Source organism: Sphingobium sp. SA2, from assembly GCF_032227065.1.
Lineage (GTDB): Bacteria > Pseudomonadota > Alphaproteobacteria > Sphingomonadales > Sphingomonadaceae > Sphingobium.
In genome coordinates, this window is sequence record NZ_JAPMXX010000003.1 from 29799 (window position 1) to 52199 (window position 22401).

Consider the following 22401-nt stretch of genomic DNA (forward strand, 5'->3'; position numbering starts at 1 on the left):
ACTCCTTCTCCTTCGCGGCACATGCCACGCTTAGCGCGACCGGTTCGGCTTTTTCTCCTGCTGGCGGAGCGTTATGTCCTCCCGCGCAATGCGTGTGGCCTCATTCTGGCGCTGTTGCTCGAAGCGAGCCGCAGGAACCGGCGCGCCGGTTTCAATCCGCTTGGCCACAGTTTCTTTGGCTCGCTCTATAAATCGGTCCCTGTCGTCCTTTTGCGTGAAGCGGGTTTTGGCTTCGATCGACGCCGCCAGGACGTGGGATTGAGCAGCCTTGAATTGCGGATTGGTCGCGTTCTCACGGTGCGAGTTACGCCGAAACTGATCGGCGGCGGAACGTGATTCCGAGGGGTCTTGCTTTGACATGCTCGCTCTCTTTGTTGGGTCTTGCGCATCACGGGCCTTATCGCGTGCGGCCAGTCTCTCACCTTCGAGCTTGAGCTGGGCAGACGGCTTAAAGTCTTTCACTTCGACGCCTGACCGAGCCGCTTCCAGATAGACCGCTTTCTTGAAATCGTCGCTCCCATTGATGCGGATCGACTGCCAGCCATTGTGTTTAGCAATGGCGATTGCATCGCCAATGGCATGGTCCTTGTTGATGCGAATGCCGTCCTGTCCCTTGATCGACATATCGGGCCTTTCATCGCGGCCGCTACGAAAGAGGTCATCACCGACGCGCAGATATTTGCGCTCGATCTGCGAAGGCAGCGCCATACGGCCATCATCGACTTGCTTGGTTTCTTTCTGCGCCGACTTCGACGGGGGATCAGAACGAGCGGGCTGTGCCGCCTCTGGGCGTTCCGACCTGGCCCGCTCGCCTTCCTGAATATTGAGCGATTTTTCAGCCGGGGCGGACGGTGTTGCTTCGCGCTTCACTGTCCGAGGCCAAGCGGCCACATCGGCTTGTGCTGCTCGCTCTTGGCTTTGCAGTTCGTCAGACGATCCTCCCCGTTTGAGAGCCTTGTGGTACTCTTCGACGGCAGGGGTAAGATATTTCGCTACCGGCGTTGAACCATCATTCTGCCAGTCTGTGGTCGCTAGAACGGCGGTTTTTCCGCCTTTCTGCATCGTCAGCGCATGGTCATGCTGTCTTTCCAGCTTGGCAAACGCCTGCATCGCGTCAGGGAAATTCGCGAATGGCTGTTTGCTGTTGCCCGGTCCATGAATCTCGAAGGAGGGCGATTGTGCCGCCTCGCGATCGGTGGTGCCCTTATCGGCCATATTCTTCTCCCTCACTTAAAACCAAACTACGGCGCTGCCCCTCCCATTCCTCTTTCGTTGGGTCCGGGCCGAGAATGTCGTCCATGTCGATCAAACCGAATGCGCCTGTCCCATCCTTCACCGTGAGGTTGGGAGCGTCGCGATCGAGCGCGAGAACGTCATCAGGAATATCCTGCACCTGATCGTCATCGAGCGCCGAAAAGTCGTTGAATGCTGCCAGCTCTTCATCGGTCAGGTCATCGTCCGGAGCCACCGGCGCGACCGGCTTTGGCAAAGCCGCAACTTCTGGCGCCGGTTGAAGGCGCTTTTTGAACACGCCTTCCTTGAAGTAGCGGATTTTCTGGCCGCGAATGACCGGGATACCGCCACGGACCACCAGAATGTCATCCTCCGACATTTCCATCAACTCTTGCGGGAGCATGAGCGCGCGGCGCTGTTCGGAAATCGTCTTGCTCCGATTGGCGAGCATCCCGTGTATCGTGAGTGACCGGCTTTCTGCCTCCTGGCCAAGATAACCGAGACGTTCCGACAGTTCCTTGGCGACACGCAATTCCTTGGGCGTAAATGCTACTTCAACGCCGCAGTTCGACACAATGTCGTCCGCTCCATGCTCACCATAGACCTGGCGCAGCTGCGACCGTGATTGGATGACCGGCAAGAGACGAAGCCCGTAGCCACGCACATACGAAAAGGCGTTTGCAATGACTTGAGCGCGGCCAAGCCGCGCAAATTCGTCAAGGATCAGCAGCACCGACAGCTTTTCGTCTTCGCCGGGCAGGTTCCTTGTGTTGAGGTCGATGAGCTGTTGGAAGAACAAATTGTAGAGCGGCGCAACGCGATCCAATTCGTCTGGCGAGACGCCGAGGTAGATCGAGGTCGGAACGCGGCGAAGGTCGAACAGCGAGAAGTCACTTTCAGCAGTGGCGCGATCGACAATAGGATTGATCCAGAGGTTCAGCTTGGAGGTGACGGTCTGGACGATGCCTGTAAACGTGTTGTCGGCGCTGGACGTGAAATCAGCCAGCGCCGCGCGGCATCCTTCGGATAGCCCGCGATCGACCGCTTCCTTGGCAAAGAATGCCTTCATCCCCGGCATCGTGATCGTCCGGTATATCTCACCAATTGAGAACGGACGTTCAGGCTTTGACGCGATCCACGCGGCTATGCCGACAAATCCGGTGCGAGCCGATTCTGTCCAAAACGCTTCGCCCTTTTCCGGGGGTACGAAGAGCATTGTCGCAATCTTTTGCAGCTCAACCAGGACTTCAATCTCATCTGCCCGGTTGATGTAGCTAAGGGGGTTATAGCGCGCTGTGCGCCCTTCCTTGTCGGTAGGATTGAACAGCACGACCTTTTGGCCGCCTGCACGGCGAAAGCCCGCTGTAATCTCATAGTTCTCGCGCTTAATATCCAGCACGACGACTGAATCGGGCCATTGGAGCAAATTTGGGATGACGATGCCGACGCCCTTGCCCGAACCAGTCGGGGCTTCGAGCAACACATGCTCCATCTTCCCGACCATGAGAAAACGACCGCGCACGCGACCGAGAACAATGCCCTTCTTTGCACGAAGGCCGGCGCGCCGAATTTCTCCCTCGCGTGCGAACCGGGCTTCGCCGTGAAGGTTTTTTTTGGGCTTAAGCGCGACGATCAAGAGCAACACCGGCAGCGGCACGCCAATGACAGAGGCCCGCCAAAGGGCTTCGATCACGACCGGATCATGACGATAATACCAAAAGAAACCGGGCAGCTTGAGCGGATCATATGCCGAGGCGGGCAACTTTAGAAAGAACCAGGCCGCGGTGCCGGTCAGCAAGCCGATCAGCAGTAGCGTGACCGGCACAAGGACGAGGAAAAGCGTGAACCGGTTAGCGCCTGTTGTCTGGGTCAAAATAAATCTCCGTCACGCGGAAGCGGCCATCGACCTTCTTGGTCTGGACCACCACATCAACCAGCAGCTTCAGCAAGCTGCGAATGTCGTCGCGGGCGAGATCCGCCCCGCCTTCGCTTTCCTTGACGAGCAAGGTCAGCTGCTCGAACGCCAGTTCTGCCGAATCCGCGTGGATCGTCGTGATTGAACCGGGGTGGCCCGAATTGACGTTGCGCAGATAGAAAAAGGCCGTGCCGTCGCGCAGCTCTTGCAAGAGAATGCGATCAGGCTTCATCCGAAGTGCCGATTCCAGTAGATCCTTTGCGGAAATCTTGGCCGTGCCTTGCTTGTCCTTCGCATAGAGCATGTGGACCACGTTGCGATGTGGCACCACCAGTTCGCGCGTATCCTCAATTGTCAGCAAACGCTCATGCATGGGGATCAGTTGGATCAGGCCCTTTGAGATCGTCGTCTTTCCCGATCCGGTAGCCCCTGAAATCAGGATATTCTTGCGCCCTTCGACTGCCTTGCGGAAAAATTCGACATGCTTGCCCGCGTCGAGCAATTCGCGAAGTTCAACGTCAATTGGCGACACGCGGCGGTCAGCGACCTTTGTTTCGCTGAACAACCCGCCGCGTTCAAAGTCTTCCATTGTCATCGTCACGGATGACGGTTTGCGGATGGTGATGGACACCGTTCCCGCAGGCACCGCAGGGGGAACCACAAGCTGCACACGCTCACCGCTTGGCAGGATTGTTGAGCAGATCGGGTTAGTCGCGCTTATGTCCTGATGGGTGAATGCCGCCGCCGCACGCGCGAGTGACAGCAGCGATTTTTCCGTCAGTTCAGGAAGGTCCATCCAAGTCCAACCGTCACGGGTTTCGATGGCGGCCTCGCTGGCGCGGTTAATCACCACTTCCGTTACGTCCTCACGCGCGAGCAAAGGACGCAACGGAAGCAAGGCGTTCTCGAGAACCGCCGTATTGCTCATTGAGGCCGCCTCAGCCGTAGGCCATAGATTTTCGAGAAGTCGAAATCCCGCGCGACCATGATACCCACTTCCGCGCCTTGATTGATCCGAAGCACCGGCTGAATTTGCAGCGTGTCGCGCAGGATCGTGTCGGAGGCTTGGCTAGGAACGCGCGTAACATTATCCGCGTCGGACACTTCCGAGGCGGCGATCGAGGACGCATCGTTGAGCGAGCTGAACAACAGCGCAGCCCCGAAGCGTTCCCAAAAGAAGTTCTTCACTCCGCCTGCCATGCCGGAACGCCCGAGGGAATCGCTGGCAGGTGAACCCACGTCGATCGCAACCCCGCGTGGCGTGACCGCGCGGTTCCACACCGCAAAGAGACGATACTTCCCGCGCTGGACGCCAGTTTGATATTCGCCCAGGACGCGCGTTCCCTTTTCGAGCAGAACGACACGCCCGTTGTCCGAATATACGTCGCGTGGAACGATGCAGCTGACATAGCCCGGTTGGCTGGAATCCATTGCTGTTTGCAGCACGCATGGAATGAACGAACCGGCCAAAATCAGCATATCCCGGTTGCCAATGTCGGTGCCCGACACGCGATCAATCTGCGACGTTTGCCGCAGATTTTCGAGGTTGGTCCGGCGCGAACCGCCTTGCCCACCTTCATCGCCAGCGCCCAAGCCAGGCCCCGCGCCGCCTCCCAAGAGCGATCCAGCTGACCCGGTGGCAGCTGCCACCGCCCCACCCATGCCGCCACCGTTTTCACCGCCATATGCCATGATACCGGCACGGCGCTGTGCCTCTGCAATGACTTGCCGTTCAGATTTTTGCGGACGCCCATTCGCGCCGCCAGTGCGCGGCTGTTGGCTTCCGTCGAGCGAGGGCACTTCGGTCCCTGTGACCGGCGCATTGGGATCATTCGCTGCATCGGCAAGCGTGGGCGCAATGATCGTCTTGGGATCGTAGGCCGCAAGGTTTCTATCATCAGGCTTTTCCGCCTTGTCGGCCGTCGCTGTGGGATCGCCGCGAAGTGCGTCGATCGTGCTGAAACCCAACACCACCGCACCGCAGGCGATGGCGGCCAACACAATGGCTTTCTTGGGGTCAACCGACCTGTTTGGAAGCGCGGCGATCTTGGCCTGGCGCTCGCTTTGATGCTCGATTTCATCGGCCGCAGGGACTGGCTGAGAGGCGAGAGGCCGAGGATCGACCGCTTCGCCCTGTGAAATGCCATTGTCGCCCTTCGGCGTGCTCTCATGATCGTTCGTAGCCATGTTACTGACCCCCCGTGGTTCGCTCGACTAGCCCGGAGGCCGTGTCGGTTTTGGGATCGCGCCCATAATAGTTGGTGGTCCGGTTATGGATGCACAGCACTTCCAGACCCCGGCGAAGCCGGATGGTCTGATAGATGCCGTGCAGCACCACATATTCATCGCGAACATCGAAGGGAGCGATGGCTTCCGATCCATCTGGATTGACGACGAAGAACGCTGGCAACTCACGCTGGTTCGGAAAGCGCATGACCGTGAACTGGCCGTTGTCCGAGACTTCCGACGGCTGAATAGCGGTCGATCCTTGCATGATGTAATCGGCGTTTCGCTTGCCTTCCAGCACGCCAATATCGAGCGCGGACTTCACTGCCCCTCGCTCCAACGCTTGAAGCTGGGCCAGCTGCGCCATTGCCGCTTGCGCCTGTGCTTCGGCGGCCTCTTGCTCAGGATAGCGAAATACGACCGTGTAGAACCCGCTGCTGCGCTGCGTAGGCGAAAGCGCGAAGCGATAGCTACGCGGGCCATAACGCGAGCGAGTGATGACCGTCAGATTGGTGCGGCCTGCCTGTTCACGCGGTTTGATGAACAACGAATTTGCGGCGGGGGCGACTTCCCAGGACACGGTATCGCCCAGCGCCACATGCTCGACCACTTCATCCTTTGCGAACACGATTTCAGTGGCGACACGGAACACGCCGGGAATCTCATAGACCTGCCGGTCATTGTAATTCGCTTCACGGACACGATGATCCAGCATTGTGGCACGAGGGGTTTCCTCAGCCATTGCCGGGGCAGCGGTCAGCGCGATCGCAAGCGCCGCTGGTGCGCTCCATTTCAACAAGGTCATTGGGGCACCTCCACGTCAGCGCGATAGCTTTCAACCTGATAGCCAAGCGGATTTTTGAAGCGGTCCACTTCCTGGCTAGGCGTGCCATCGACCTTGAATTTGATGGTTGCGACGGCATCGGTTTTTGCAACGGTTGAGCCTGTCACCGCCTCCTTGGTGAAATAGACTTGAGCGACGTTGCCACCGAGGAAGGACACTCGCTTAACTTCCACGAAAACATCGGTGCGGTTCGCCAAGATGTTTTGCGGACTTTGAGGATTGTCGGTCTTGTAGAACCGCGCCCAGCGGTCTTGTTCAGGTCTGGCAGACATGACCATGACAGCACTGAAATATTCATTCCGTGCAGCTGAAATCCAGCCCTCGCGATAGCGAACATAAGTGGCGAGGAAATACTTGCGGACAGCCTCGTCATACGTGATCGACGCATCGCCGTTCAGCTTGGCCGTAATCGCGGCTTCACCGCTATTACGGTCGACCGTGATAACGTAAGGTTCAACGGTCTTGAGAGGCGTCAGGGCTGCAACTGCCACAACGCCCGCGATAGCGAGAGCGCCAGAGACACCAGCGACGGCCCACGCCAGCTTTTTGGAGCGCTCTGCCGCCGCCAGCCTGTCACGTTCCCAGCTTGCAGCCTCTTCAAAATAGGCTTTCAGCTCATCTTTGGGGATACCACTTGCCATCTTAATACCTCAGCAATTCGAGAAAATCTGGCCGCGCAGAGACGCGCTCAGGCGCGGCACTTCGGCGGCCTGCCCGGTGCTTGATTGCTCATTGCCCGGTTCGGGTTGAGTATCCGCAGCGCCTTCCGGCGCGATCGGCGCGTTCTGCTTGAACACATCGACGTTGGCCGGGGCGGTTGGCTGCTCAGGCTGCGATGGGAGCGTAAGACCATGCGGATTTGCAGGCCGCATCGGTCCCGAGCATTTGGCAGGTTTTTTGACAGGCTGACCAGCGCAGGCCGCCAGCGCCAGGCAGATTCCGAGTCCAAGCAACTTGTGCATATTTCTCACCTTCACGCGTTTCTGATTGAGTTTCCGCCGCGATAGCGGCCGATCGCGGACGAGACGCCGCGACCAATTCCAGCGCCTATCGAACGGCCAGTGCTGTAGGCCCCCGCTGCCGTTTGGTTCGCGCCAGAGGCCAGTCCCTTGCCGCTAGTCACCACCGCGTTACCGAACTGCGAAACCATCGCCGCTGCGCCGCCGCCAAGTGAGGCAGCAATTCCGGGGATCTGAATGAAGAAGAAGCAGGCGAGTGCATTGAAGGCGATGATGCGAACACATGTGTCCCAAATGTGCTCAAAATTGCCGTCGAAACTGGCGCTTGCTGATTCGGCAACATTGGCAACGACCAGAACCAGCAGCAGCGCAAACAGCGACAGCATTAGGAAATTCAGGACGGCACCGAGCCAGGAGAAGAAATAGCCTCTCGTGGAATCGTAGAGCAAGGCGGCCATGAAGATCGGGCCGACCACAGCCAGACATGCCAGCGCAAAGAGCGCGTAGAGAACAATGACAAATCCGACAGCGAGCGCGAACAGTGCCGCAACAGCTGTCAAAAGGATGATGATTGTCGCGCCAATGCAAAGCATGATCGCCGACGCTGAGCCTTGCAAATCCCACATGCTGGCATTCTGCTCAGCATACTCTTTCGTGGCCTCCTGCATTCCTATCAGCGCTTCATCCACCCGCGCAAACATCGCATCGAACGTCCCGCCAACGCCATCAGGCGATCCACCAATGACCGAGGCAAATTCATTGGGGAGGCCAGTTACGATCATCTGCGCGATCGACGCGCCATAAAGGCTTGTCACTGCCCAATAGAGAGCCGCGAGCATGAGCGAGCGATAGACATATTCGCGAAACGGATATTGCACGGCTCCACGCATGATCGCGTATCCGAGCAGGATTACATAGATCACAATCCCGGTGCGGAGCGGACCGGAAATCCATCCGACGAACCCGGCGTAATTGGACACCACGACCGAATTGAGTTCGTTGACAAAGCCAGTGTAGGCCGTTGTGAATAGATCGTATTCCACCAGATCGCTCCGCGTTTATGTTATTAAATCGGGCCGTGGAGGGTTTTACATACCCGCCGCAGCGCGTGCGCGTGCGCGTTGCTCGTCTCGATCGCGTGAGTATTTGATCGAAGAAATCTTCGATTGAATGCCGCCGCAGTTCCTAGCGACCGGAATAGGAAGATCCGACTGCTTGAGTTCGCTGTTCATGATCTTGTCGCACTCCGCGACGATCACCGGGATTTGATCTTCATTGGCTTTGAGCCAATCCAAATCCCGGTAAGTCATCAGAATGTCAGGAAACACGGGCGCGCGGTCGCAGCTGGCAAGTATGCCAGCTGCGCTGATCGCAAAGACGACCATCTTCTTCATGGTCAAATTCCCGCCGCCGCGCGAGCGCGGGCGCGCTGTTCTTCTCGGTCACGACTATAATTGGATAGGGATTCGGCGGTTTTGGCGGAGGCTTCCGCACGCCGAGCGCGCTCCATGGCATCAATGCGAAGCTGGTCGTTCATCATCGACGCACTTTCGAGCTGGATGCGTGCCTGGAGATCGGCAACTTCCTTGGCAGTCGATGCCGTCGCTAGACGGCCACGCAGCTCTTCCAGCCCTTCACCTCGCGACGTCGCAGCCTCGCCCATGCCTTCGGCCATGGCCTTATCCATCGCGATCGAGCGGGCAGACTGATAGCGAACGTCGCTCTGGTCGCCATTACCCGACACGCCAAGGCGTTCGAGCATGTCCTGATAGATGGCGTCGGAACGCCCACCGTAGCTGCCACCACCACCGAAATCGCCGCGCGCCATTTTTTCGAGCGAGCTTACATCGACATTCAACGAGCGAAGCGTGTCCGTCTTGAGCTGATTGCCGATCGAGGACACATCCGTCAGCTTGTTCAGATCATTGTATAGTTTTTGGGCTTCGGCAATCTGTTGGCGACCTTGCTCAATCATCTGCATGGTCTTCTGGATTTGCTCGACATGTTTAAGCACCGCAGTGCTATCGAATGTCGGAATCCCTTGTGCGCTGGCTGGCGTCGCGGCCATAAGGCTCCCGATCGACACAGCCGCTAAGATTAGCTGCTTCATAATCTCACTCCTTTCAGCTTGGGCGCCGGCGCCGGTGAAATTCCGGCAACCAGAGCTTCGGATCATTGCCAAGTTCGGCAATCACTTCGCGGGCCACGCCCGTTGTCTCAGCACGGCCCGACAGCACGGCCAGTTCGTCATCCATGCCCATGAGATCGAGGCCGACCACAACGGAGTCATGGCCTTGCTTGACGAGGAATTTGCGGCTTTCCGGCGACAGCTCTTCGCGGACCAGCTTAAATTCGGCCTCGGATAGCGAGAACCCTTCGATGTAATCGCGGCGCTGGCCGAACGGATTGGGCAGGAAGATTTTCGTCGCAACCTGTTCCAAGATTGAATGGCTGATCGTTGAGCGCAGCGCATCGGCAGGCGACTGTGTTGCGAAGACGAGGAAAGCGTTGCGTTTGCGGTAAGTCTTTAGGCCGTCCTGGGCGAATGCAGTGAATGCCGGATCAGCCAAGGCCTTCCAGAATTCATCAATCGCTATGACCATGCGCTCGCCGGTTAGGAGCGCATCAATCCGCTCGAACAGGTAGAGCATGACCGGAGTGCGAATTTCGGCATTCTCAAGGAAATCCGTCATGTCGAAACCGACGAACCGGGAATTGAGCGACATGGAATCTTCCACGTTGTCGAACACCCAGCCAAGATTGCCTTCCGCTGTCCACTTGACGAGACGCGCGCCGACGCCGCCCGCATCCGACATGCCGAGCATGGTGCGCAGCGCCGATAGCGAGCGATGCTCGCGAGGGAGCTTCATCACCGATTCAATGCCATCGTCGATCAGGTGCGATTCCTGCACACTGATCGGTGCGCCTTCCTGTTTCACCAGTTGGCGGATGAAGCGGCCCAGGAACGCGCGATGCGATGCCGTGTTGTCGAGCGCCTTAAGTGGCGCGAAGCCCGTAGGCTCGCCATTCCGCAAAGCCAGATATGTGCCGCCGCTGGCGCGAACGAAAATCTCCGCGCCCTGATCCTTGTCGATGAAAATGTGGCGCGCGTTGAACTTTTCGAGCTGCGCCATCAAGAAGTTGACCAGCACCGTCTTGCCGCCGCCCGATGGTCCGATGACCATCGAATGGCCCAAATCAGCCGAATGGAAATTGAAATAGTAAGGGCTACGCGCGCTTGTCTTGAGCAAGGCGACAGCAGGCCCCCAATGGTTGCCATCCTCATGCCCAGCAGGAAATGTGTGGAACGGTGAAAAGGCCGAGAAGTTGAGCGACGTGATCGGCGCTGGACGCGCACGCCACGCGAAATTGCCGACCAGCTGCGACCAGTAGGCCGCTTCGAGAGCCGCGCCTTCACGCGCCGCGACCATGCCGGTATCCGCCAGCGCCGCGCGCGCAATCGACATATTATCGCGCAGTTTCTTCAAGTCGTCGGCAAAGACGGTCAGAGTGAAATGATGATCGCCCAGCACAAAGCGGTTCGACTGCAAGGCGTCGGCTGCGTCGATCAGCTCGTCCATTTGGCTGAAAGCCTTGTCGCCCGCGTTCGCCATCTGCGTTTGCCGCAGCCTGAAACGCTCTGTGGCCTTAGCCCGCGACAGGAATGTGAAGGACTGTGTTATGGCGAGGCTGAAATCGACCGACAGCAGCGATTCAAACTGGCGAGGCGTTGTCGATGACGGATATTCGCGAATGCCGAAAATGCCGCCGAACATGGAATCGTCGGCATCCCGAATTTCAAATGTCTCCGAGCCGATGATCGCACGGCTCGCGTAGAGCGCGGAGCCGAGGCGACCGCGCACCAGCGGGCAGCGACGAAAGCGACCCGTCATGACCTGGTTCAAGACTTCCAGCGGTTCCGAGAACATGAGGCCGCGACGCTCGTAAACGCCGACACGCCGGGGGCGGACGCGCAACAAGAGCTTTTCCAGATCGCGCACCTTGTCTTCCAGAAGTTCAAGGGCTTCCGCGATATTCGCGTCCTTGTCGTCCTGTTTTTTGCGCAGGAAATCGAGCAGTTTGTCGGTTGTGTTGGCCGTTGGCCGAACCACCACCGTCATGAAGAACCGATTGCGAAACATGCGTTCCGCCGTCATCCGCTCATAATATTTCTGGTCGAGGCGCGCAGCAAAGTGGGAGCGGAATGTTCCGCCCGGATAGTCGCGCACGCGCATACGAAGCAGATGGGTCCAGATCGAAACCCGTTCGTCATGGACGTTGCGCCACACACCGTTGAGGCGCGTGTGCCAATCGTTGAGATCACGCACGTCCGATGTTTCAAACGGACGGCCATCCATTTCGAGCATGAGCATGAGATCGCCATTGTCGAGGGCAATCACATGCTCATTCACATGCCGCGAATAGGGCAGGAACTTCTCGGGCATTTCCTCCCGTTTCGCCTTGTCAAAAGGCACCTTGTCCGCAAGCGCGCTTCTACCGAATGCCACGACCAAATCCCTTTCGTTTGATGCCGTAAAGGGGCAGCGGCGTGTAGCTCGACCCTCCCCAAAAGACGCGGTTCCGGTTGGTCGCTTTCGTGCGGCCCCACAGGAAGATCAGGCGGAACGCGTTCACATCATGGCGCACGACGAGACGCGCCAACGCATACAGAGCGATGGATGCAGCGCCGCCGTAGAGAGGATTGCCCGAGCCGACCAACGTGATCGCCCCCGCCATGATGATGAGCGCGCCCGCCTCAATAGGGACACCCGCCCACAGCGCGGGGCGGGTGACGGCCAAGAACAACGGGTCTTTGGTGATTTCTTCCTGACCGTCCATGTCCGATCAGCCCGTAATCGTGTCGACGATCCAAGGCGCGGAGAACACGATCACCACACCAACGACGACCGTAACGAGCATCTGAACCGATGCGCGGCCCAGGAACCACAGCAGACCGACGACGATGATCGCGATGATCGCCAGCGTCCGCAGCAGGCCATTGCTCAACAGGCCGAGGATATTGTCAGCCAGCCCTTCAAAATTGGCCTGCGCAAATGCCGGTTCGGCCACCAGCAGACTTGCCAGCAGCGAGAGCGGAAGAGCGCGAGCCATGAGAGGGGATGGCTTAAGGCGTGCCAAAACCGCATCGAGGCGGCCTTCGGCCTTCATTTTCCAGCTACGAAACATTCGATACTCCTTTTCGCTTAAGAACCTGCCCGCGCGAGGCTCGCGCGGCCAAACACATCCCATGCAGGCGGTGCAGGCGGGGGAGCCGACTGCATGTTTTCCGCTGCGATTTCCGCCAACTCTACCGTCACGCCATCACTCCCTGCGCTGCCTTGCGGCCCGCTCAGACCTTGATCGGCCACGGCATAGGTTGGGATAGCGGTGGCAGGACGACCGCTGATGCGGCGGCCTGCATTCTCCACGCGGGCGACATAGCCGTTGCGGAAACCTCTCGATTGAGAGCCGGTGTTATACATGCTGAGTGCGACCCGAAGGGCTTCTTGGGGGACACGCCCCGCCTTGGCCGAACGGTAGTTTGACAGGAGCACGCGGCCTGTTGCCTCGACGTTGGGGCACTGCTTGAATGCAGTTTCCCATGTCAGGCCGAGCCAGGCCATGTTGCGCGAGTTGATTTGGCCGAGGCCAAGATCGACGCTGTAACCGCGCGCCACATAATAGCGCGCCGTTGCAACGGCCTCCGCCTCATTGCGGGGTTGGCGTGGTTGTCGAGCCACGCCGTTGACGTTGATCGCGTAAACATAGTTCGAAGATTCCGCATCCACGATCGCGGCGATCGTGTGCGGCGCTACCGCTGGAGCGCATTGCGCAGCCAGCGATAGAATGGCCCCGGTTTCGAGAAGCACGCCCTCGCCCCGGTCAGTTGCGCGGCTGATAGTAGGTTTGTTGCCGTCCGTCGGTCCAACGGACCGTCAGCTGACCGGGCCGACCATCATCCGGTTTCTTGTATTTGGTTTTGGAAATGCCGCTGCCCGAGCAGGTCGGGAAACCGCCGCCGAGAGACAGCACCCGCCATAGCTTTGTGATTGGCGGAACGCATGCCCCGTATTGCGTCGGCCCCCCCGGATTCGAGAGGCAGAGAACGACCTCACAAGCCCAGGTGTTGTCCGACGCCATGGCGGGGGCCGATTGTACGGAGGCCCCCAAAAGAGAGACGGCCAGCGCGAAATTAAAAGCTTTCATTGCTTTCTCCCTCACATCGAGATTTATACACATATCACGATGAAGGGAAAAGCCAAGGCTCAAAACGCTACATTGTTGCTGCACGCCTTGTTTGGGACCACTCGGATATGGTCATCTTCATATCCGTAATCGAGCACGACATGCCGCACCGCACTTGACAGTCGCTTGTATGTTTTAAGCGTCGGCTGCTCAAAAAGGCACACATTCAGCCATTTGTCGCCATGCCACGATACCTTAACATTGATGATCCATTCACTAGACGGCAGCTGAACGATTTCTACCGAATGGATCAGCCCCCCAGGGGGGCGGCGCGTTGTTAGCTCGCGTTCAAAGATCGGATCATACTGCCAATCATCACTTTGCAGCATCGTGATTTGTTCCTTTTTGCCGATTGGGTTATGTCTATCCCTGCTTGCAACGAGAGGGCAAGCCGCCTTGTCTTCTCTTGCCGTGTACGCACATTAAGAGCATCAAATATGGGCGCGCGCCTGTCGGGCGTCCATTTAACGCATTGTCTATGGGAAGCTATGGCTCGACCAAAACGACAGGAAGACCCCCTGCTTCCGGTTCCGTTGCCCCGGCGACGGCCGAGCCGCGCCAATACGCGCGCTCTGGGGACGTGGGTGAAGCCTGAATTGGTTCATCAGATCAACGCTCTCGCCCAGGACGAGGACACTTCGGTTTCTGCGCTATTGGAAGAAGCTGCGATCCAGCTTCTTAGAGATCGCGGGATCGAGTTTCCCGACTACATGCGCCACTATCGCAAGGCCGACGCCGAGGTAGCGCCATAAGCGTATCGACACGCTTATTCTTGCCAAGCCCTAAAAGTTAAGCCAGTTATGACCCGCTGATTCCGCAAGGAGTCGGCGATTCATCTGTTGTTTGGGGGTGGCTCCCCCGGACAACGGGCAACAAAAAACCCTCGCTTGGCTGAGCGAGGGCTGTTTGTACCGCCAAAACGGGATCAACTATCTGTCCCTTTTATCGGCGGTGCTTCGGCAAATGTCAATCCTGAAAGCGTGCTTTCGGGAGCGATGGTGCTTGGCCTGGCGGGACCGACAAAAGGAGGTCGTTATGACCACTTCCATAGGGTCCGTGCTGCGTAGCAGCGGGATTGCCAATATCGAGCGCGCCCTATCGGCGCGCTCCGCAAGACCGCGCGCTAAAGTCTGGAAAAACAGCATCGCCGTAGGCCATGAGCAGCGCGTCAAAGCGTATATGCCCATCCGTAATGCCCGCCAGATGAGGGAAATGATCGAGGCGGCCAAGCTCTATGAACGGCAGACACTGGCCGAGCGGCGAACAACGACACCGCGCATTCGCAACGGTGCGATCGGGCAGGCCGGTATCCAGATCATCGAGTTCATGGCGCGCATCATCGACTATAGCAGCGGCGCGCTGTTCCCCAGCCTTCATACGATTGTTCAAGGCACAGGACTTAGCAAAAATTGCGTCGTTCAATCGCTTGCGCGCTTGAAGGAGGCACGCATCCTCGATTGGTTCCGGCGTTACGAGCCCATCCCCGAAGATGAAGTGGATGGCGCTGGCCCTCGCGTAAGGCAGGCCACAAACGCCTACCGTTTCCTGTTCCCCGCCTTCCTCGCAAGGATTTTCGCAGCGCGCCGCCGTCGCGGCATTGCCGCCGACACCGCGCCTGCGTGTGAGCAGTATCGCCAGATCGAGGCCGCACGCGACATGGACCGCATGATGGACCAGTTACCATTGTGGGAGCTGCCCCGCGAGCAGCGTAACAAGCGCGAACTGGCCGACAGCCTCTCTAGCTTAGCGCGAGCGCTTGGCATGTCTGAACGCGAGTCATCGTCAAGGGAAGATAACCCTCGGAGATATTTTATATAGAATGGCCCTAGCCGGGCCATCCGCATTTTATGCATATATCCCGACTGTTTGCCCTTCATCGTGAAATATGTATAAATCCCAATGTTGGGATACCGTTGACGGAAGAAGCTCGATGCAGATGGACGTGGAATCACGCGCGCGTCAGATCGTGGCGGAAATGGATGGCCAGTGGCGCGGTGCCTATGGGATGGTCTGTTGCCCAGCCCATAACGACCGCAATCCTTCGCTCCAGGTCACGCCCGGAAAGAAGGCAGTGCTCTTCAAATGTTGGGCCGGTTGCTCGAAGGAAGCTGTTTGGGCGGCCCTCAATGGCCGTAACATAAATCGGCACACCAACGGCGAGGTCAAGGAACGGGCGAACGAGCCTTCACGCCGCAAACTGGCGCTACAGCTTTGGGATTCCGCCGTGCCGATCGCTGGAACCGCAGGCGAACGCTATTTGCGTTCGCGCGCGATCGACCCCACCGGCTTGAAGGTCCGATATGCCCCGCGGTGCATAGTCGGTACGCCCGAAACTCGCGAAGTTCATGCGGCCCTTCTCGTTCCGTTCGAGGCCGACGAAGGCATAATTGCCGTGCAGCGGATCTTGCTCGACCCGGCGACCGGCGAAAAGCGATACCATGCGGCGCTCCGCGAGGCCAAATTGACACTTGGCCTGGTCCGCAGTGCCGCCATGAGAATTGGCGGTCAACCAGATGGCAATGTACTGCGCATCGCAGAAGGTTTTGAAGAGGCCGTTTCCGTCACGCAGCTGACCGGCGGAAAATTCAAGGTGTGGGGAGCAGGCGGCATCCGCCGATATGGCTTGATCGCCATTCCCGAACGCATCCAGAAAATCGTCATATACTCGCAACACGGCCCGGAAGCAGACGAAGCGATCGAGGCCGCTCGCGACCATCTGACCGCCAACGGCCGCGAGCTGAAAGTGATCCTCCCACCCGCCCCGGCTCCTATGGACTGGAACGATATTCTTCAGGAGAAAGCCCGGTGCTGATCCACGGTTATAAGAAATGGCCGCGTAATCAGAAGATCGCTTTGCCGATCCTCTCGGTTTTCGCGTTCGGCGCATTGTTCAATCAATTGCAGGGACGGCGAGACGAGCCGACCTCAATATTCGTGGAAAATCCGCGCATAATTGACGGTGATACGCTCGAAACGACCAATGGACTACGCGTGCGGTTTTCAGGGATCGACGCGCCCGACGATGACGGCAAAGGCAATTTTCCCAAGATCGCGGCGAAGCTCTATTTGGAGGAGCTGGTGGCACGAAACGGCGGTATGAATTGCACAAGCAAGTTTCTCGATCAGCCTCTTACAATCGAACCGATTTGTAACAAAAGTCGGACCAGTTGGGGCCGGTCCAATATGTCATGCCGGTTCCGTTCAAATGGTGCGTCGGTTTCCGCAACAATGGTGCGACATGGCTATGCAGTCGATTACAGGGCGCATTCAGGGTTGGCGTATGCCCGGTTCATGAAGCAGGCCGCCGACGAAAAACGAGGTCTTTGGGGCGAAAATTACGAGGACATGCGAAATCTGGCGATTGAGAGAGGCCAGTTACCCAATAAGTGCAAATGATAGCAGCCGGGAACCTGCCCTATTCCATCGCACGGCTGCGCCGCGCGCTTCCACGGAGCCAGCGAAGCCGTCTCCGCCCATTCGGGTAACGGTCAGGGCTAGAAGGCATGGACAGGAGCTTGCCGGGAATGAACATGATTCAGAGCACCGCCAAAATCCAATCCGACGATCCGCCACAGTTCGGCCGCGATAGGGCGGCGGCATGGCTGATCGCCGCGCTTATGGTCGCCAGCGGGGGCATAGTCGCTCGCCTCATCCTCGACTATCCAATGCTGCTGCCCAACAGCTATGTTGGTTTTGTGATCTATCGCTGTGCGCCCGCCTCCATACTCATATGGGCATGTGCCGGCGCAACGATTGCCGTCAGCCCCGCGCCAAGATTGCCCGTCTTGCTGATCGCACTGTGCGGCTCGATTGCCGCGTGCTTCGCGCTTTCCGGCTTTTAACGCCATCTGTTGAGCGGCCCAGGGCCGCGCGCCGTTGGTGGTGGCAGCTGCCACCGGGGGAACACCAAGGGCCACCGCCCTTTCGTTCCCGAAGCATAATCGACAGGACCGAGTTGCACGGCAAGTTCAGCCAGGCCGACGCGCTCACGCGCGACGGGGCTGTTCTAGCCGTGCGGCCCGCACCACTCCCATCGATTTTGCTTCCCCCTCCCCATCCCGCGCTTCGCCAGCGGGTCAGAGCCGCAGGCCGTAGGCAGCGGCTTCGCCTAAAAGGAGTGAGACAATGACCATCCAGAACATCGCTTTGAACAAGCTGGCACTTTCTGACCTCAATGTTCGGAAAGTGAAGCCCAAGGAAATCGAAGCCCTCGCAGCTGATATTCAGGCGCGTGGCGTCCTGCAAAATCTCATCGGTTATGACGAGGACGGCAAGATCAAGATTTGCGCTGGTGGACGGCGCTACCGGGCCTTGAAGCTATTGCAGAAGGCCAAGACCATCCCCGCCAATTTTGAGGTGCCTGTTGATCTTCGCAACAAGGACGATGCACTGGAAATCTCTCTTGCTGAAAACGCGCAGCGCGAAGCGATGCACCCCGCAGATGCCATCATGGCCTATCGGGCAATCATCGACAGCGGCAAAGAGGTTGACGATGTTGCGGCATCGTTTGGCGTCTCCCCCGCCTATGTGCGCCGCGTGTTGAAGCTGGCAGCACTGCACCCCACCATTCTCAAAGCCTTCCAGAAGGACGAAATCGGCATGGGCGCGGCACAGGCATTCGCCCTAACCGACGATCAGACCCGCCAGCTTGAGGTATTCAAGCGCACAGGCGACAACGCCCACCAAATTCGTGCCATGCTCACCCAGGAGAAGATGGCCGACAACGACAAGCATTTTCGGATCGCAGGTGAGGAAGCCTATGTCGCCGCAGGCGGCACCTTCACCGCGGACCTGTTCGGAGAGCGCCGCTATTGCGATGATGCGGGCCTCGTAATGGACCTTGTGCAAGATCGGCTCGAAGCGGTCGCAAAGGCTGCGCGCGATGATGGATGGCGCGATGCCGAGGCGCAGCTTTCCCGGCCCGACTCCTTTTGGATGCGCAGCCATCTTGAACCCGCAGGCAAGCGCGATCCGAGCGACGACGAACAAGACCAGTTGGCGCAAATCGAGGCTGCTATCCAGAAGCGCCAAAGCGAGATTGATGAAGACGAATACGATTATGATGATGATTTGCGCGCACTGACACGCAAGCATGATGCCATTGCATCCGGTTGCCGCGTCTTCACCGCCGAGCAAAAGGCCGACCACACCCTTATCCTGTTCATCGGGCATGACGGCATCGAACAGGTCGCGTTTACCCGCAGCGCCAAAGGGGGCGCAGCCGATGGGCCAAAGCCTCCACGGCCTGACTATTCGCAGAAGGTCATGGATCAGCTGGGCGCAATCCGCACCATGGCCGTTCGCGAGGTAATTGCCACTGACCCCGAACTGGCGTTGGACGTGCTGTTGACCGGCCTCTTGGGGCAGGTTCGCGGCGGTGTCTATTCGTGGCAGCAAGCCGCAGAAATCAAGGCCGAGCAGAACGCATTCCACGTTGACGAAACGATCATGGCCCATTCCGTGATGCGTGACATTGACGAAATCGCACAGGCTGATCTTGATCGCGTTGCCGAAAGTCCGGCACTGGATGACATGCGGCAGCTGGACACGGAAACCAAGTTGCGACTGCTGGCCTACTGCGTAGCCTCGCAGATCACGAGCCTTTCGTTCCATACCGACCGCGACCAACAGCTAGCGCAGATCGCCAGCGCCGCGCAGATCGACATGGCGGATAAATGGGAACCCAATCAGCCCTTCTACGACCAGCTAAGCAAGGCAACGCTCTTGAAGCTGCTGGACGAAGGTTGCGGCACCGAGGCTGCTACCAATTGCCAGACCATGAAGCGCGGCGATCTTGCCGTGACAGTGAACGAGCGTCTTGCGGGGCGGCGTATCCTGCCCCCGGCGCTTCGATCTTCTGCCCTGCCCGATACCGACGAAAGCGCAAGCGAAGCGGCATGACGGCACGGGGAGCGCGCCTCACTCCCGCGCTCCCCGAAACTTGGGGTGGTGGCAGCTGCCACCACCCCCTTTTCATTTGATTGTATCCATTGCGGAGTGAGGCACCAGCTGAACGGTTTGCGCGCGGGCACTGCAAATCGGCAATAATGGGCGGCCTTCGCCGCGCGCTTTTGGATTTGCCAGCTGCCACATAGGATCGAGCGGCCCAGGGCCGCGCGCCGTTGATGGTGGCAGCTGCCACCGGGGGAACACCAAGGGCCACCGCCCTTTCGTTCCCGAAGCATAATCGACAGGACCGAGTTGCACGGCAAGTTCAGCCAGGCCGACGCGCTCACGCGCGACGGGGCTGTTCTAGCCGTGCGGCCCGCACCACTCCCATCGATTTTGCTTCCCCCTCCCCATCCCGCGCTTCGCCAGCGGGTCAGAGCCGCAGGCCGTAGGCAGCGGCTTCGCCTAAAAGGAGTGAGACAATGACCAAGGAATCGAACCGGATCGACATTTATCAGGCCGTCACCGACGACATTCTTGCGATGCTCGAAACAGGCACAAAGCCTTGGGTGAAGCCGTGGACCGGAGGGCCAACCATTCCCTTGCGCCACAATGGCGTGGCCTACCGTGGCATCAACGTCTTGAGCCTTTGGGCGAGCGCCATGCGTCAGGGCTTTTCCTCGCCCTATTGGCTGACCTTCAAGCAGGCAATCGAGCTGGGCGGCAACGTCAGGAAGGGCAGCAAAGGCACCACCGTTGTCTATGCGAACAAACTTGTCGTGAAGGATTCCGAAACCGATGACGAGCGCGCCATTCCCTTCCTGAAAAGGTACACGGTTTTTAACGCCGATCAGGTTGAGGGGCTGGATGGCAAATATCCCGCGCCTGTTCCGATCATTAGCAATCCCGATTGCCGCGATGCTGAACTTGAAGCCATGTTTTCACGCATCGACGCCACCATTCATATCGGCGGATCGAGCGCCTACTATGATCCTCGCGCGGATTTTATTCAGATGCCGCCATTCGAGGTTTTCCATTCCGCAGATGATTATTACGCCACGCTGGCACATGAGGCGGTGCATCTTGCAGGACATGAGAGCCGCTTAAACCGTAAGACTCTGATTTCAACGAACCGCGCAGACTATGCGCGGGACGAACTTGTCGCGGAATTGGGAGCCTGTTTTATCGGCGCGATTATCGGCTTCAAGGTCGAGGATCGTGAGGATCATGCCGCATATATTGAGCATTGGTTGACCGCTCTTCGCAATGATAAACGTGCCATTTTCGAGGCCGCTCGCGAGGCTCAGAATGCCGCCGATTATCTCCTAGCGATCATGACCGACCAAGGGAGTTGAACGCCGCCCGTTCCATGGCAAAACAAAAGCCGCCGCGCAAGCGCGGCGGCTTACTCCCAAAGGGGCATATTTGGGGGCGATTCAATGTGGTTTATATACATATCCCGAAATGTTAACTATGGTCGGGAGAAGGTCGTTTTCAGGTGCAAAATGGAACATATCATCGACACCTACCGCAGTAAGATCAAGGCGATGGGCTATAATCCCCGGCGGCAAGAAGATTTGCCTGCTGTGATGGATGCTTATTGCGAAGCTATCGCAAATGTCAAGATCGAAGGGTTAGAATTGCTTTCCAACGATCATGCGTTTTGCTTGTTGTTGGTGGAAACCGAAATACCCGTCGATGTAGCGATTGGGCTGGCACAGGAATATAATCGTGAAGTCCTGAATCGCCAGAAACTCGCTGCATGACAGGTGATTGACCCATACACTTGGCGAAACAGCACCGTTCTTCGGAATAAGCTGGGACTGCGCGACGATAACATTCTCAAAGAGCGGGAAGCCTTCTTCTCGGTATTCAGGCATGGCGAGCTGTTGGTTCAGCGCGCCGCGCCCGCTTCGACGGCGCGCGAGTATCGCGACCTTCATAAACATCTGTTTCAGGACGTTTATGATTGGGCCGGTAAATTCCGAAATGTGGACATAAGCAAACCCGGCAGCACCTTTGCACGGGCGCATTTCGTACCGCGCAGCATTGAGCATGAGTTTGGCAAGCTGCCCGACCTTGCAGCGCTCAAAGCCATGGATCGCGACCGTTTTGCCGACGCCATGGGGCGGCACATTTCAGAGCTGAACGCCATCCATCCTTTCCGCGAAGGGAATGGCCGCACCATGCGGCTGCATTTGCAGCTTCATTCCGTGGCAGCTGAGAAGTTTCTTTCAATCCAGGCCATCGCGCCAAAAGACTGGATGGATGCGAGCAAAGACAGCTTTCACACCGGCAATCATGCATCGCTCACCAAAGTCATTCGCGATGCGATGCCATTGGCACACAACCGCACGGAGCCTTTGCGCGGCCCAGGTGGCATTGCGTTGCCGCCTTCTATGGAATCGCTGATGCCCGCAGGCGAAGGCCGTTCCATGAGCATCGAGCAGGCCAAGGAACAGATCAGCCGATACTTGCCCACGGCGCAGGCTGTGGCTTCTAGGCAGGTTGAGCAGTTGAACCGGATTGCCGAAACGTCGGCAGACATGCGCCAGCTGGCGACACGTTCGGCGCAGGAGCTTGCTTTCTTCCGAGATCCGAAAGGGCCGATGCATCATTTGCAGATGATCGAGCAGCGCCGCTATCACCAGATCGAGGTCAATTGGTCGGAGGGTATGGACCCACTACAACGGGTTCGCGCGATCAGCGGCGGCGCTGCTGTCTTTCTTACGAAGATGAACGATCGCGACATTCAAGCCGCCGATCGCGCGCTTCGATTGCAGGCGATGCCTCCCGGCGTCAGTCAAGTTGATCTACGCCTTGCCGAGCAATTCCAGAAAAACACACCCGACCAGAATCGGGCTGATGAAAGATTGGCGCCGTTCCAAGCCGCCATTGACAAGCGGCTCGCTGACGCCGCCCAGCGGGGCGTGCCAAAGGATCAGATTGCGGCGGCGGGAGAAACCGCAAAAGCCAATGTGATAGCCGCGTTGCGCGAAGGCAGGGCAACGCCGCAGCCTACCGAGCAAACCAAGGGCCGCGAACGCTAAGAGTGTGCGGCCCTTGGCCGCGCGTTTTTGGATTTGCCA

At 58.2% G+C, this 22401-nt stretch carries 25 protein-coding genes; 9 read left to right on the plus strand and 16 right to left on the minus strand.

What is annotated here, in order from left to right; all coding sequences use genetic code 11:
* Positions 1-30: 30 nt before the first annotated feature.
* The 16 genes from OVY48_RS06865 to OVY48_RS06940 all read right to left on the minus strand — a co-directional run bounded on the left by OVY48_RS06865 (position 31) and on the right by OVY48_RS06940 (position 13752).
* Positions 31-1215, minus strand: coding sequence for an LPD7 domain-containing protein (locus OVY48_RS06865; RefSeq protein ID WP_313922251.1), 1185 nt, complete (start codon positions 1213-1215; stop codon positions 31-33).
* A complete protein-coding gene (locus tag OVY48_RS06870) occupies positions 1205-3106 on the minus strand; it encodes a type IV secretory system conjugative DNA transfer family protein (protein WP_313922252.1) in 1902 nt (633 codons plus the stop codon). The genes OVY48_RS06865 and OVY48_RS06870 overlap by 11 nt, the downstream gene beginning before the upstream one ends.
* Positions 3084-4076 carry a P-type DNA transfer ATPase VirB11 gene (virB11, locus tag OVY48_RS06875; protein WP_313922253.1) on the minus strand — a complete coding sequence of 331 codons (993 nt, stop codon included), beginning with the start codon at positions 4074-4076 and terminating at the stop codon, positions 3084-3086. Before virB11 ends, OVY48_RS06870 begins: the two co-directional genes overlap by 23 nt.
* Complete coding sequence (gene virB10, locus OVY48_RS06880) at positions 4073-5149, minus strand: type IV secretion system protein VirB10 (RefSeq protein WP_313922300.1); 1077 nt, start codon at positions 5147-5149, stop codon at positions 4073-4075. Before virB10 ends, virB11 begins: the two co-directional genes overlap by 4 nt.
* Positions 5150-5336: 187 nt before the next feature.
* Positions 5337-6179 (minus strand): TrbG/VirB9 family P-type conjugative transfer protein, encoded by an 843-nt coding sequence (locus OVY48_RS06885; protein WP_313922254.1) that lies wholly within the window; start codon positions 6177-6179, stop codon positions 5337-5339.
* Positions 6176-6859 (minus strand): VirB8/TrbF family protein, encoded by a 684-nt coding sequence (locus OVY48_RS06890; protein ID WP_313922256.1) that lies wholly within the window; start codon positions 6857-6859, stop codon positions 6176-6178. The genes OVY48_RS06885 and OVY48_RS06890 overlap by 4 nt, the downstream gene beginning before the upstream one ends.
* Before the next feature lie 9 nt (positions 6860-6868).
* Positions 6869-7180, minus strand: coding sequence for a hypothetical protein (locus OVY48_RS06895; RefSeq protein ID WP_313922257.1), 312 nt, complete (start codon positions 7178-7180; stop codon positions 6869-6871).
* An 11-nt stretch (positions 7181-7191) separates the two neighbouring features.
* Complete coding sequence (locus OVY48_RS06900; protein WP_313922258.1) at positions 7192-8220, minus strand: type IV secretion system protein; 1029 nt, start codon at positions 8218-8220, stop codon at positions 7192-7194.
* Between the two features lie 45 nt (positions 8221-8265).
* The gene (locus OVY48_RS06905) at positions 8266-8571 is read right to left on the minus strand and encodes a hypothetical protein (RefSeq protein WP_313922259.1); all 306 of its coding nucleotides are present in this window, start codon (positions 8569-8571) and stop codon (positions 8266-8268) included.
* A gap of 2 nt (positions 8572-8573) precedes the next feature.
* Entirely contained in the window at positions 8574-9287 is a 714-nt protein-coding gene (locus OVY48_RS06910) for a type IV secretion system protein (protein ID WP_313922260.1), read from the minus strand.
* Between the two features lie 13 nt (positions 9288-9300).
* On the minus strand, positions 9301-11685 hold the full coding sequence (locus OVY48_RS06915; RefSeq protein WP_313922261.1) for a VirB4 family type IV secretion/conjugal transfer ATPase: 2385 nt from the start codon (positions 11683-11685) through the stop codon (positions 9301-9303).
* Positions 11672-12016, minus strand: a complete 345-nt coding sequence (locus tag OVY48_RS06920) for a VirB3 family type IV secretion system protein (protein ID WP_313922262.1) — start codon at positions 12014-12016, stop codon at positions 11672-11674. Before OVY48_RS06920 ends, OVY48_RS06915 begins: the two co-directional genes overlap by 14 nt.
* 6 nt (positions 12017-12022) lie before the next feature.
* Positions 12023-12346, minus strand: a complete 324-nt coding sequence (locus OVY48_RS06925; RefSeq protein ID WP_313922263.1) for a TrbC/VirB2 family protein — start codon at positions 12344-12346, stop codon at positions 12023-12025.
* A 35-nt stretch (positions 12347-12381) separates the two neighbouring features.
* Positions 12382-13047, minus strand: a complete 666-nt coding sequence (locus OVY48_RS06930) for a lytic transglycosylase domain-containing protein (RefSeq protein WP_313922265.1) — start codon at positions 13045-13047, stop codon at positions 12382-12384.
* 13 nt (positions 13048-13060) lie between these two features.
* On the minus strand, positions 13061-13384 hold the full coding sequence (locus OVY48_RS06935; protein ID WP_313922266.1) for a hypothetical protein: 324 nt from the start codon (positions 13382-13384) through the stop codon (positions 13061-13063).
* Positions 13385-13443: 59 nt separating this feature from the next.
* Positions 13444-13752 carry a hypothetical protein gene (locus OVY48_RS06940; protein ID WP_313922268.1) on the minus strand — a complete coding sequence of 103 codons (309 nt, stop codon included), beginning with the start codon at positions 13750-13752 and terminating at the stop codon, positions 13444-13446.
* 159 nt (positions 13753-13911) lie between these two features.
* Between OVY48_RS06940 and OVY48_RS06945 the strand changes: the two genes are divergently transcribed.
* From OVY48_RS06945 to OVY48_RS06985, 9 genes are all read left to right on the plus strand, one after another.
* Positions 13912-14175, plus strand: a complete 264-nt coding sequence (locus tag OVY48_RS06945) for a ribbon-helix-helix domain-containing protein (RefSeq protein WP_313922302.1) — start codon at positions 13912-13914, stop codon at positions 14173-14175.
* A gap of 283 nt (positions 14176-14458) precedes the next feature.
* Positions 14459-15241 (plus strand): replication initiation protein, encoded by a 783-nt coding sequence (locus tag OVY48_RS06950; protein ID WP_313922269.1) that lies wholly within the window; start codon positions 14459-14461, stop codon positions 15239-15241.
* Positions 15242-15353: 112 nt separating this feature from the next.
* A complete protein-coding gene (locus tag OVY48_RS06955) occupies positions 15354-16235 on the plus strand; it encodes a toprim domain-containing protein (protein ID WP_313922270.1) in 882 nt (293 codons plus the stop codon).
* The gene (locus tag OVY48_RS06960) at positions 16229-16819 is read left to right on the plus strand and encodes a thermonuclease family protein (RefSeq protein WP_313922271.1); all 591 of its coding nucleotides are present in this window, start codon (positions 16229-16231) and stop codon (positions 16817-16819) included. The genes OVY48_RS06955 and OVY48_RS06960 overlap by 7 nt, the downstream gene beginning before the upstream one ends.
* A 128-nt stretch (positions 16820-16947) precedes the next feature.
* Complete coding sequence (locus OVY48_RS06965) at positions 16948-17265, plus strand: hypothetical protein (protein ID WP_313922273.1); 318 nt, start codon at positions 16948-16950, stop codon at positions 17263-17265.
* Between the two features lie 283 nt (positions 17266-17548).
* Positions 17549-19324, plus strand: a complete 1776-nt coding sequence (locus OVY48_RS06970; RefSeq protein ID WP_313922274.1) for a ParB/RepB/Spo0J family partition protein — start codon at positions 17549-17551, stop codon at positions 19322-19324.
* Between the two features lie 470 nt (positions 19325-19794).
* Positions 19795-20667, plus strand: coding sequence for a zincin-like metallopeptidase domain-containing protein (locus OVY48_RS06975; protein ID WP_313922276.1), 873 nt, complete (start codon positions 19795-19797; stop codon positions 20665-20667).
* A 150-nt stretch (positions 20668-20817) separates the two neighbouring features.
* Positions 20818-21078, plus strand: a complete 261-nt coding sequence (locus tag OVY48_RS06980; RefSeq protein ID WP_313922277.1) for a hypothetical protein — start codon at positions 20818-20820, stop codon at positions 21076-21078.
* Between the two features lie 3 nt (positions 21079-21081).
* Positions 21082-22362 (plus strand): Fic/DOC family protein, encoded by a 1281-nt coding sequence (locus tag OVY48_RS06985; protein ID WP_313922278.1) that lies wholly within the window; start codon positions 21082-21084, stop codon positions 22360-22362.
* Positions 22363-22401: the final 39 nt, after the last annotated feature.

Coding starts and splice junctions, on each gene's coding strand:
- virB11 (WP_313922253.1), bottom strand. CDS start 4,076: ATGAGCAATACGGCGGTTCTCGAGAACGCCTTGCTTCCGTTGCGTCCT.
- OVY48_RS06950 (WP_313922269.1), top strand. CDS start 14,459: ATGACCACTTCCATAGGGTCCGTGCTGCGTAGCAGCGGGATTGCCAAT.
- OVY48_RS06940 (WP_313922268.1), bottom strand. CDS start 13,752: ATGCTGCAAAGTGATGATTGGCAGTATGATCCGATCTTTGAACGCGAG.
- OVY48_RS06905 (WP_313922259.1), bottom strand. CDS start 8,571: ATGAAGAAGATGGTCGTCTTTGCGATCAGCGCAGCTGGCATACTTGCC.
- OVY48_RS06945 (WP_313922302.1), top strand. CDS start 13,912: ATGGCTCGACCAAAACGACAGGAAGACCCCCTGCTTCCGGTTCCGTTG.
- OVY48_RS06895 (WP_313922257.1), bottom strand. CDS start 7,180: ATGCACAAGTTGCTTGGACTCGGAATCTGCCTGGCGCTGGCGGCCTGC.
- OVY48_RS06885 (WP_313922254.1), bottom strand. CDS start 6,179: ATGACCTTGTTGAAATGGAGCGCACCAGCGGCGCTTGCGATCGCGCTG.
- OVY48_RS06980 (WP_313922277.1), top strand. CDS start 20,818: ATGGAACATATCATCGACACCTACCGCAGTAAGATCAAGGCGATGGGC.
- OVY48_RS06975 (WP_313922276.1), top strand. CDS start 19,795: ATGACCAAGGAATCGAACCGGATCGACATTTATCAGGCCGTCACCGAC.
- OVY48_RS06865 (WP_313922251.1), bottom strand. CDS start 1,215: ATGGCCGATAAGGGCACCACCGATCGCGAGGCGGCACAATCGCCCTCC.
- OVY48_RS06935 (WP_313922266.1), bottom strand. CDS start 13,384: ATGAAAGCTTTTAATTTCGCGCTGGCCGTCTCTCTTTTGGGGGCCTCC.
- OVY48_RS06925 (WP_313922263.1), bottom strand. CDS start 12,346: ATGAAGGCCGAAGGCCGCCTCGATGCGGTTTTGGCACGCCTTAAGCCA.
- OVY48_RS06965 (WP_313922273.1), top strand. CDS start 16,948: ATGAACATGATTCAGAGCACCGCCAAAATCCAATCCGACGATCCGCCA.
- OVY48_RS06890 (WP_313922256.1), bottom strand. CDS start 6,859: ATGGCAAGTGGTATCCCCAAAGATGAGCTGAAAGCCTATTTTGAAGAG.
- OVY48_RS06970 (WP_313922274.1), top strand. CDS start 17,549: ATGACCATCCAGAACATCGCTTTGAACAAGCTGGCACTTTCTGACCTC.
- OVY48_RS06910 (WP_313922260.1), bottom strand. CDS start 9,287: ATGAAGCAGCTAATCTTAGCGGCTGTGTCGATCGGGAGCCTTATGGCC.
- OVY48_RS06955 (WP_313922270.1), top strand. CDS start 15,354: ATGCAGATGGACGTGGAATCACGCGCGCGTCAGATCGTGGCGGAAATG.
- OVY48_RS06920 (WP_313922262.1), bottom strand. CDS start 12,016: ATGGACGGTCAGGAAGAAATCACCAAAGACCCGTTGTTCTTGGCCGTC.